General features: G+C 69.1%; 9 protein-coding genes and 1 pseudogene. 5 read left to right on the top strand and 5 right to left on the bottom strand.

Translation table 11 applies throughout. The features are described 5' to 3' along the window. Both J7E68_RS14195 and J7E68_RS14190 read left to right on the top strand, forming a co-directional pair. A partial coding sequence (locus J7E68_RS14195) for an alpha/beta family hydrolase (RefSeq protein WP_215173604.1) occupies positions 1 to 583 on the top strand: 583 nt, incomplete at its 5' end. 12 nt (positions 584 to 595) lie between these two features. Continuing rightward, positions 596 to 1,330, top strand: a complete 735-nt coding sequence (locus J7E68_RS14190) for a metallophosphoesterase (RefSeq protein ID WP_215173602.1) — start codon at positions 596 to 598, stop codon at positions 1,328 to 1,330. 162 nt (positions 1,331 to 1,492) lie between these two features. Here J7E68_RS14190 and J7E68_RS14185 read toward each other — a convergent pair whose 3' ends face one another. Both J7E68_RS14185 and J7E68_RS14180 read right to left on the bottom strand, forming a co-directional pair. Beyond that, positions 1,493 to 2,914, bottom strand: a complete 1,422-nt coding sequence (locus tag J7E68_RS14185) for an aminopeptidase P family protein (RefSeq protein WP_215173600.1) — start codon at positions 2,912 to 2,914, stop codon at positions 1,493 to 1,495. 37 nt (positions 2,915 to 2,951) lie between these two features. Then, complete coding sequence (locus tag J7E68_RS14180; RefSeq protein ID WP_215173598.1) at positions 2,952 to 3,974, bottom strand: endonuclease/exonuclease/phosphatase family protein; 1,023 nt, start codon at positions 3,972 to 3,974, stop codon at positions 2,952 to 2,954. Between the two features lie 87 nt (positions 3,975 to 4,061). On the opposite strand from J7E68_RS14180, the gene J7E68_RS14175 reads away from it, so the two are divergent. Next, on the top strand, positions 4,062 to 4,937 hold the full coding sequence (locus J7E68_RS14175; RefSeq protein WP_215173606.1) for a PHP domain-containing protein: 876 nt from the start codon (positions 4,062 to 4,064) through the stop codon (positions 4,935 to 4,937). A 66-nt stretch (positions 4,938 to 5,003) separates the two neighbouring features. Here the strand turns inward: J7E68_RS14175 and J7E68_RS14170 are convergent. Next, positions 5,004 to 6,524, bottom strand: a pseudogene (locus tag J7E68_RS14170) (DEAD/DEAH box helicase); the annotation flags it as partial. Positions 6,525 to 6,691: 167 nt separating this feature from the next. Between J7E68_RS14170 and J7E68_RS14165 the strand changes: the two are divergent. Then, a complete protein-coding gene (locus J7E68_RS14165; protein WP_215173597.1) occupies positions 6,692 to 7,405 on the top strand; it encodes a ferritin-like fold-containing protein in 714 nt (237 codons plus the stop codon). A gap of 16 nt (positions 7,406 to 7,421) precedes the next feature. Here the strand turns inward: J7E68_RS14165 and J7E68_RS14160 are convergent, their stop codons facing one another. After that, positions 7,422 to 7,709 carry a hypothetical protein gene (locus tag J7E68_RS14160; protein ID WP_215173595.1) on the bottom strand — a complete coding sequence of 96 codons (288 nt, stop codon included), beginning with the start codon at positions 7,707 to 7,709 and terminating at the stop codon, positions 7,422 to 7,424. A 7-nt stretch (positions 7,710 to 7,716) separates the two neighbouring features. Beyond that, entirely contained in the window at positions 7,717 to 7,941 is a 225-nt protein-coding gene (locus tag J7E68_RS20340) for a DUF3107 domain-containing protein (protein WP_042541981.1), read from the bottom strand. 185 nt (positions 7,942 to 8,126) lie between these two features. Between J7E68_RS20340 and J7E68_RS14150 the strand changes: the two genes are divergently transcribed. Further along, the coding region (locus tag J7E68_RS14150; RefSeq protein ID WP_215173593.1) for an ATP-dependent helicase at positions 8,127 to 10,497 on the top strand (2,371 nt) is incomplete at its 3' end.

Here is a 10,497-nt window from a genome sequence, read left to right as displayed (position 1 = left end):
CAACGGTTCGACGGTGATCATCGCGCACGGCGCGGGCACCGGCAAAGACCACCCCTTCCTCACCGGCTTCGCCGAGGCGCTCGCCGCCCGCGGATACGCCACCCTGCGATTCAACTTCCCGTACGTCGAGCAGGGGCGCCGGATGCCGGGACCTGCCACTCACGCGGTCGCGACCTGGAACGCGGTGGTCGCGTTCGTGCGCGAGCAGGACCCCGACGCGACCATCTGGGCGACCGGCAAGTCCTATGGCGGGCGGATGGCCTCCATGGCCGTCGCCGCAGGACTCTCGGTCGACGGTCTCGCCTACCTCGGCTATCCACTCCATGCGCCGGGAAAGCCCGAGAAGCCCCGCGCGGAGCACCTGCCGGCGATCGCCGTCCCTCAGCTGTTCGTCGAAGGCACGAACGATCCCTTCATTCAGCCGGTCACGCAGTTCGACGAGGTGGTCGCGACCTGTCAGGACGCACGCGTCGTCTGGATCGACGGCGGCGGTCACACCTTCGAGGTGAAGGGCCGCAAGCGCCCTGCCGCCGAGATCGGCGCGTCGCTGGCCCCGATCGTCGCGGAGTTCGCCCGGCACTGACAGCATGGCAGGGTGAGCCTGGAAAGAATCGCCCTGCTCTCGGATGTGCACGGCAACCTGACCGCCCTCGAGGCGGTGCTCGCCGACATCGAGCGTCGCGGGATCACCCGCGTCGTCAACCTCGGCGACACGGCGGGCAAGGGCCCGCGAGGAGAGGACGCGGTGCTGCGCTGCCGCGCGGTGTGCGAGGTGAACGTCCGCGGCAACTGGGACGACTTCCTCCCCGCGATCCCCGACGACGGACCGCCCGAGATGCTCTGGTGGCGCGACGCGCTGTCGCCGTCGAGCAGGGAATGGCTCGCGGCGCTTCCGCTGAGCGCCGATCTCGTGCTCAGCGGTCGTCGGATCCGCCTGTTCCACGCGTCGGCGCAGAGCCCGCATGTCAGGGTGCACTTCCACCACACACCAGAGCAGTTCTCCGCGATGTTCGAGGCGACCGAGATGACCGGCGACGGCCCGCTTCCCGACGTGGTGGGCTATGCCGACATCCACGACGCCTACATCGAATCGAATGACGGACGCACTCTCTTCAACGTCGGCAGCGTCGGGAAACCTCTCGACACTCCGGTTCCGTCGTACGTGATCCTCGAAGGCGGGACGTCGACCGTGGATCCCTTCGGCATCCAGTTCGTGCGAGTGCCGTACGACGTCGAGGCCGAGATCGCTGTGGCCGAGTCGCTCGACATGCCGACCGCCGATGTCTGGTCTGTAGAGCTCCGCACCGCCGTGTACCGGGGTCGGCAGTGATGAAGGGGTTCAAGGTCGAGATCGTCGCGGACCCACCCGCAGTGGGATCGTTCGAGCACCGGCCGTCTGTGGGATGAGAGCACGCCTGCAGGATGAGAACACGGTTCTCGTCCTGCAGGCGTGCTCAGGTCCTGCAAACGGAGGCGACAGGTGGCAGTGGTGTCAGCCCTGGACGCGGGCGATCCAGGCTTCGACCTCGTCGGCGGTGCGCGGGATGTCTGCCGACAGGTTGACCGGCCCGTCCTGCGTCATCACGATGTCATCCTCGATACGCACGCCGATACCGCGATACTCGGCGGGCACGGTGAGGTCGTCGATCTGGAAGTACAGGCCCGGCTCGATCGTGAACACCATGCCCGGAGCCAGGATCCCGTCGTAGTACATCTCGCGACGCGCCTGAGCGCAGTCGTGCACATCGATTCCCAGGTGGTGAGAGGTGCCGTGCACCATGTAGCGGCGGTGCTGACCCCCGGCGTCTGCATCGAGGGCCTCGTCGGCGCTCACCGGCAGCATGCCCCATTCGGCGACACGGGCGGCGATCACACGCATCGCGGCCTCGTGCACCTCGCGGAAGCGCACTCCGATGCGAGCTGCCGCGAAGGCGGCGTCGGCTGCCTCGCGGACGGTCTCGTAGACGCGGCGCTGCACCTCGGTGAAGGTTCCGGAGACGGGCAGCGTGCGGGTGATGTCGGCGGTGTACAGGCTGTCGGCCTCGACACCGGCATCCACGAGGATCAGATCGCCGGGAATGACGGTTCCGTCGTTGCGGGTCCAGTGCAGGTAGCACGCGTGCGGGCCCGATGCCGCGATCGTGTCATAGCCCTCGCCGTTGCCGTCTTCACGGGCGCGGCGGTGGAAGACGCCCTCGACGACGCGCTCGCCGCGGGCGTGCGCGACAGCGTCGGGAAGCGAACGGATGACGTCTTCGAATCCCTGCGCGGTGATGTCGACGGCGCGGCGCATCTCCGCGATCTCGTATTCGTCCTTGATAAGGCGCAGCTCCGACACGAAGCGCGTGGGATCGTCGTGCTCGTCGAGCACGAGCTCGCCCTCTGCCGTGGCGAACTCGTGAAGGTGGGCAGTGGTCAGCCCGAGGTCGGCCGCCACGCCGTCGAGCGACGGGCGGGGACCGATCCAGAACTCGCCGACGGTGGCATCGGCGTAGAACTCGGTCGTGGTGCGATCCGCGCGCTCGCGGAAGTACAGCGTGACGTCATGCCCGGCCTCGGTGGGATCGAAGACGAGGATCGAGTCGGGCTCGGCATCGGACGCCCACCCGGTGAGGTGGGCGAACGCGGAGTGCGCGCGGTAGGGGTAGTCGGTGTCGTTGCTGCGCTGCTTCAGCGAACCGGCCGGGATCACGAGTCGCTGACCGGGGAAGGCGGCGGATACGGCAGCCCGGCGTACGGCGGCGAAAGGCGCCTGAGCCCGCGGCTCGGGGCTGGACTCGGGCCGTTCGGCCCACCCGGTCGAGATGGTGTCGAGGAACCCGCGCGGGAACGGCTGCTTGCGGTTCGTGGTGGTCGCCTCGACCGGGGTCTCGGTGGTGGGCTCTGCGATCGTGTCGCGTTCTGCGGTGCTCATCCCTCCAGTCTGTCACCTGCGTGACGACGACGGGATGTCAGCCGGCGGGCGCGAGCTGCACGACGAGGCCGCGGTGATCGCTGCGGCCTGCATCGTCGATCACGACCGAGCCGGTCGCCGTCCAGTTCTGCGACGCCATCACGTGATCGATCGGGGCGCTGAGCAGCGCCGGGAGAGAGCTCGGCCAGGTGCCGCTGAGGCCGTTGCCGGAGTGCGATGCCGCATCGCGGCAGTAGCCCATGTCGCCACCGGCGACGCCGAGCCCGGCCATGTGATCGATCGTCGCATTGAAGTCTCCGGCGAGGATGAAGTCGCCCTCGGGGCACTGATCGGCGATCCAGCGCAGATCGCTCTGCCACTGCGCCATGTCCTCCACGCGCGGTGCGACGGCGTGCACCGCGACGATGGCGGGGCCGCTGCCGGCGACGGGCATGAGCACGGCGCTCGGCACGGAACCCGTGTTGTTCGAGCCGTCCTCCGAGGACTCGATGACCGAGTACTCGCCGAGGTCGGGCGAGACGAGCACGGTCGTATGCCAGGACTTCGGTCCGTCGACGACGTCGGGCTTGAACTGCACGTGGTGCACCCACATCGGATGGTTCTGATCGCGAAGCATCACGGCGATCTGCTCGCCGACCTCTTCCGTCGTCTCGGGGAGCGCCACGATGTCGGCATCGTGATCGAGGATCTGCTGCGCGATCTGCTCGGCGGAGACCTCGTCGCCCGCGGTGTTCCAGGTGAGCACCCGGACGCTCGAGTCGGTGGCAGCGGGGAGCGTGTCGGCTCCGAACCCGCGCATGACGCCGATCGCGCCCGTGGCACCGGCGCCCAGCAGTGCGACGATCAGGATGGAGGCGGCGAAGCCGCGCAGCGGCCTGGCGAGGAGGAGAAGCAGTGCGACGGCCGCGATGACGAGGAACGCCGCGAGGACCACGCCGCGAGCCGCCACGATCTGCGCGAACGGATAGGTCTGCTCGAGGTGGAAGAACTGCGGCCACACCACCACTGCCGTCGCGATCGCGAGCAGCAGCGTGAAGAGGATCCCCAGTAGACGAAGCATCCCTTCAAGCCTAGAAGTCCTCGCTGTGAAGTCCCTGCCGCGTGCGTCCACGCGCCCGGCGTCCGCAGTCGTCGGTACGCTCGGTGGATGGCCGTCGTTCCTCCCCATCGCTTCGCGGGTCCCTCAGACCTGCACATGCACTCGAACCAGTCCGACGGCACGGAGACTCCGGCCGAGGTCGTGCGTCAGGCGCACGCGCACGGCGTGCGCACCCTTGCTCTCACCGACCACGACCGCACCACCGGGTGGGACGAGGCGGCGAAGGCGACGGCGGCGCTGGGCATGACGTTCATCCCCGGGATGGAGCTGTCGGCGAAGCACGAATGGCGCAGCGTGCACGTGCTGGGCTATCTCTTCGACCCTCTCGACGAGGCGATCGCGGCGGAGACCGATCGGATCCGCGGCGACAGGATCGGCAGGGCGGAGCGCATCGTCCGCAGCATTGGCCGCGATTACGACCTCGACTGGGACGACGTGCTCGCGCAGACGACCCTGGATGCGACGGTGGGGCGCCCGCACATCGCCGATGCCCTGGTCGCCCGGGGCATCGTCCGCGACCGCACCGAGGCGTTCGACGGCATCCTGCACCCGCGCGAGGGGTACTACGAACCGCACTATGCGCCCGACCCGCTCACCGCCGTGCGCCTGATCACGGACGCCGGGGGAGTGGCGATCATCGCTCACCCCGTCACTACCGGTCGCGACCGCATGATGCCGGTGTCGTTCATCGAGCGGCTCATCGATGCCGGTCTGGGCGGCTTCGAGATCGATCATCGCGAGAACACGGCATCGGGCAAGAAGACCCTGCACGCGATCGCCGCGCGACACGATCTGATCGTCACCGGCTCGAGCGACTACCACGGGGCCGGAAAGCCCAATCGTCCGGGCGAGAACACGACCTCCGACGAGATGGTCGCGAGACTGATCGACCGGGCCTCCGGCAGCGAGCCGCGCTACCCCTGACGTCGCGCCGACGACAGAGGGGGCGGATGCCGCTGCTGCAGCATCCGCCCCCTCTGAGGTCTGTCCGGCTCCGGCGACCGGACCCGCTCCTGCTCCGCCCGAGCCGCCGCGACGGCGACGACGGCGACGAGCCGGCGCAGGCTTTCCGTCGTGGTGCTCCTTGCCGGCGCCGTCATGGGTGCCGGCGCCCTCTGCGCTGCGGTCGGTCGACGGCGCGGACTGCGCGTCTGCGGACGATGCATCGGCGGAGCCCTCGGCGAACGTCGAGCCCACCGGGTTGGCGCCGCCGCGACGACGGCGCCGGCGACGGGTGCCGCCCTCGTCGGTGCCCTCTGCTGCGGCATCCGCTGCGCGCTCCGGACGAGGCGCGCGCTCCGTCTTCACCGACTGGGTCTTCGGGGCCGAGACCAGGCGACCCTTGGTGCCGGCCGGGATGTCGAGCTCTTCGAAGAGGTGCGGGCTCGACGAGTAGGTCTCGACGGGCTCGGGCTGGCCGAACTCGAGGGCACGGTTGATCAGCGCCCACTTGTGCAGGTCTTCCCAGTCGACGAACGTCACGGCGATGCCGGTCTTGCCCGCGCGGCCGGTGCGACCGACACGGTGCAGGTAGGTCTTGTCCTCGTCGGGGATGGTGTGGTTGATGACGTGGGTCACGTCATCGACGTCGATACCGCGGGCGGCGACGTCGGTGGCGACGAGGACATCGCGCTTGCCGGCCTTGAACGCGGCCATCGAGCGCTCACGCTGGTCCTGACCCATGTCGCCGTGCACACCGCCGACGTTGAAGCCGCGGTCGCTGAGCTCGTCGACGAGGCGCTGCGCGGCACGCTTGGTGCGTGTGAAGATCACGGTCTTGCCGCGGCCCTCGGCCTGCAGGATGCGCGCGATGATCTCGTCCTTGTCGAGCGAGTGGGCCCGGTAGACCAGGTGCTTGATGTTGGCCTGCGTCAGACCCTCATCGGGGTCGCTCGCCCGGATGTGGATCGGGTTCGACATGAAGCGACGCGCCAGCGGGACGATGGGGCCCGGCATGGTCGCCGAGAAGAGCTGCGTGTGGCGGACGGTCGGGACCTTCTGGAAGATCTTCTCGATGTCGGCGAGGAAGCCCAGGTCGAGCATCTTGTCGGCCTCGTCGAGCACGACCTCGGTCGCGTTCGACAGGTCGAGCAGACGCTGGCCCGCGAGGTCGATGAGACGACCGGGCGTGCCGACGACGATCTGAGCGCCGGCCTTGAGCTGGTCGATCTGACCCTCGTAGGCCTTTCCGCCGTAGATCGCCACGACACTGGTGGAGCGGTTGCTCGTCAGCAGATCGATGTCCTCGTACACCTGCACCGCGAGCTCGCGGGTCGGGACGACGATGAGCGCCTTGACGCCGTGCTCGGGGTTCAGGCCGAGTCGCTGCACGACGGGGATGCCGAAGCCGAAGGTCTTACCGGTTCCGGTCTTGGCCTGGCCGATGATGTCCTGGCCGGGGAGGCCGAGGGGAATGGTCTGCTCCTGGATGGGGAACGCGTCGACGATGCCTTTGGAGGAGAGTGCGTCGATGATGTCCTGATCGATCCCGAGATCAGCGAAGGTAGTCAATGTTCAGATGCCTGTCCGGCGACCTGCGAGGATCGCCATGTTCACGGATCCACGCCGTCTCTTGTGCCACAGGCGCGGGCCCCGCTCCGACGGCGGGGACACCCCCAGCCTACCCGAGGGGGTGGCGACGCCCGGAAGAGACGCGTCGCCCGAGTAATGTGAACCCCGTGGTGAACTGGTTCTGGAAGCGTAGGACGCCCCGGCGCACATTGACGTTGCGCAGTCGAGGCGATCAAGGCACGTCGACGAGGGTCGACTTCGCCGAACTCGCCCCCGAGCTCACTCGCTTCCTCGGGCAGGCCGCCTATCTGCAGCTCGGCTACTTCGAGACGCTCACCCGGCTCATCCGCGCGACGCCCGAGCTCTCCGAGAAGGAAGCGCTGTCCCGAGCGGCCGGCGCCGCGCTGACCAAGCACCGCGGGATCGTCGATCTGATCGCCGAGCGAGGAGACGACCCCACGCAGCTCATGCTGCCGTTCCGAGAGAACCTCGACGCCTTCCGACGCAAGACCATCGGCGCCCGCCCCCGCGAGACTCTGCTGGCCGTCTACATCACGGCGGGGATGCTCGACGACTTCTACTTCGCGCTCGCCTCCAGCTACGGCCAGACCGGACAGCGGGTGGCAGAGATCCTCAGCGAGGACGATGCGCGCCATGAGATCGTCGCGATCATCCAGGAGACCATCGACGGCGACGGGGAATGGCGCTCGCTGCTGTCGCTGTTGGCGCGGCGGCTGGTCGGCGACCCCCTCCTCGTTTGCCGTTCAGCGCTGCGACAGCCTGAGCTCGCGGCCATGAGCGAAGATCGCGTCGAGCTGGTCTACACCGAGCTGATGGGCGCGCACGCCCGTCGGATGGATGCGATGGGCCTGGCCTCTTAGCTCTGAGGGGCGACGGTCAGATGCCGAGGGCTGCCTTGGCGGTGGCGTCTGACCGGCGGCGTGAGGCCACGATCGCGACCGTGACGACCGCCGCGATCAGCACCGAGCCGATGACACTCGCGAGCCACAGCCAGATGCTGTCCTCGCCGACGCCCAGCCACTGCAGTCCGGTGTAAACGATCGCCGCGAGAGCGGTGGCCATCGCCGGAGTGAGTGCGACTCCGCGCAGTTCCCGCCCACCGATCACGTAGTGGGCGGCGATGCCGAGCGCACAGGCCCCGATGAGCGCGAGGAGGATGAACATCGCGGCGTCAGGCGAAGAAGCCGACGCGACGGGACTCCTCGGTACCGAGCTCGATGTAGGCGAGGTTCGCGGTGGGAACCAGGTAGGAGTTGCCCTTGACGTCGGCGAAGCTGAGGTGCGAGGTGTTCTGCTCGAGAGCCGAAGAGACCTGAGCGCGGACCTCGTCCGCGCTCGACGCGGTCTCGAAGCTGAGCTCGCGGCCGGTGTTGATGATGCCGATGCGGATTTCCACGCGTACTCCTGTTTTCCAGTCGACGATGCTGTGGTCGAGTCGGCCACGGGGCCGACGACTGAGCCCAACTCTACCGGGCGGCGTGATGTCGGGATCCGCCGATCCGGTCTGTTTCGCCCTGAGCGCACAGCGGCGTCCGCCCGGGTCGGCCGGCGATGTCGGCGTGCCGCAGTAGCGTGGATGACATGACAGAGGATGCCGCGCAGATCGCCGTGATCGGCGCTGACCCGACGGCATCCGGAGTCATCATCGGGGCGCCCGGTACCGGCAAGACCCGCACTCTCACCGAGCGAGTCGTGCATCTGCTCGACTCGGTCGGGATGCGTCCGGAGCAGGTTCTCGTCCTCACCCCGAGCAGGCAGGCCGCGACCGCGCTGCGCGACCGGATAGGAGTCCGCATCGGCCAGGCGACACCCGGCCCGCTGGCGAGGTCGCTCGGGTCGTTCGCCTTCCAGGTCGTGCGCGGCGCGGTCGTGCGGGCCGGTGCAGAGCCGCCGGCGCTGTTGACCGGAGCCGACCAGGACCGCCTGATCGCCGAGCTTCTCGCGGGTGACGCCGAAGACCAGCGCATCCGCTGGCCGGAGGCGTTGAGCCCGTCGGTCCGTGCCTCCAAGGGGTTCCGTTCCGAGCTGCGCGCTTTCATCGCCGAATGCGTCGAGCTGGGGGCGCAGCCTGCCGAGCTGCATGCGGCGGATGACGCTGTCTGGTCGGCCACGGCAGATTTCCTCGTCGAATATCGCGCGGTCCTCGATCAGGCGCGGGCGTCGCATCGCGACGCCGCCGACCTGCTCGCCGAAGCACGCACGATCCTTCAGACAGCGGACGCCGCAGCGCTCGGGCCTCTCGCAGACCTCAAGGTCGTCCTGATCGACGACGCGCAGGAGCTGACCCGGGGCGGGATCGCGGTGGTCGAAGCGCTGCGAGCACGGGGCATCGCTGTGCTCGCCTTCGGCGATCCGGACATCTCGTCGGGTGCGTTCCGCGGCGCGAGCCCTGAGCTCTTCGCCCGGCTCGCCGTCGCGCTCGGAGACGTGCACGTGCTGGACGCGCCGCATCGCCAGGCCCCGGCACTGACATCTCTGACGCGCACCGTCACCCAGGCCATCGGGGTGTCGGGCCGGGTCGATCATCGGCGCGCCCCCGCTGCGGTCGTGGCCGATGACGACGCGGTGGTCACCACGTTCATCGCGCCGTCTCCCCACGAGGAGCTCGACCGTGTCGCGGGAGTCATGCGCGAGTGGCATCTCACCGACGGCGTCCCGTGGGACCGCATGGCGGTCATCGCACACGACACCCGGCAGGTCACCCAGCTCGAGACCGAACTCGCGGCGCGGGAGATCCCGACGCGGGCGGCGGGCGTGCAGCGCCCCCTCGGCAGCGAGTCGGTCGTCCGCGACATCGTCGGCATCGTCAGGCTCGCGCTCACGCCTCCCGACCGGCGGACGCCGCAGGAGTGGGAAGAGGCGCTGCGGACGCCGTTCGGCGGCATGGACGCGATCGGTCTCCGGCGCCTACGCGCTCGGCTCCGCCACCTCGAGCTCGACCACGGGGGCTCGACGCCGGCGCGAGAACTGTTGCGCCAGGCTCTGACGTCTCCCGACCACTTCACGTTGATCGACGCGCAGGAGTCTCGAACGGCGGCGCGCTTCGCTCAGACCATCGCCGAGATGTCGGAGGGTGCGGCCGCAGGCGGGACGATCCATGACCTGCTGTGGCGTGTCTGGGATCAGGCCAGGGCCGTCGACGGCCGCAGGCTCCAGATCGCATGGCGAGAGATCTCATCGCAGCCGAGCGGTGCCGAGACGGCGCGCGCGCTCGACGCCCTCGTGTCGTTGTTCGGTGCCGCGAAGCGGTTCGTCGAGCGCACCCCGAATGAGAAGCCCGAGACGTTCGTCAGAGACGTCCTCGACAGCGAGGTGCCGGAAGACTCCCTGTCGAGTCCCGATCGCCCGGGGCGCGTGACGCTGCTCACCCCGGCGACCGCTCTCGGAACCGAATTCGACGCGGTGGTGGTCGCAGGTGTGCAGGATTCCATCTGGCCGAACGTGCGACTGCGCGGAGGGATGCTGCAGACCTGGCGCCTCGCCGACGCGCTGCTCGCGGCCAGAGCCGGAACAGCCGAGCACGCGCCGGAGGCGCTCGATCGTCGTCGTGCCGCGCTGCACGACGAGCTTCGGCTGTTCGTGCGCGCCATCTCCCGGGCGCGGGACCGCCTGCTGATCACCGCGGTCGATGACGATGACATGACCCCGAGCCCGTTCTTCGGCTTCCTTCCGCCCCCGGACCCACCCGAGCTGCACGCGTCGGCGGAGCATCCGCTCACCTTGCGCGGCCTTGTCGCACGGCATCGCCGGGCGCTCACCGCCTCTTCGTCCGCGTCCCTGCGCGATCACGCGTCTGCACAGCTGGCGGTGCTGGCGAGAGAACGGGTGCCCGGCGCGGATCCCGCCGAGTGGTACGGCGTGATGCCTCCATCGACCGACGCCCCGCTGCACGACCTCGCCGCCGAGGCCGCGCGCGTGTCGCCGTCGCGCATGGAGTCGTTCGAGGAGTGCG

It is taken from the genome of Microbacterium sp. ISL-103, assembly GCF_018613995.1.
In the GTDB taxonomy this organism is placed as follows: Bacteria; Actinomycetota; Actinomycetes; order Actinomycetales; family Microbacteriaceae; genus Microbacterium.
This window is presented reverse-complemented; position numbering and strand designations above follow the sequence as displayed.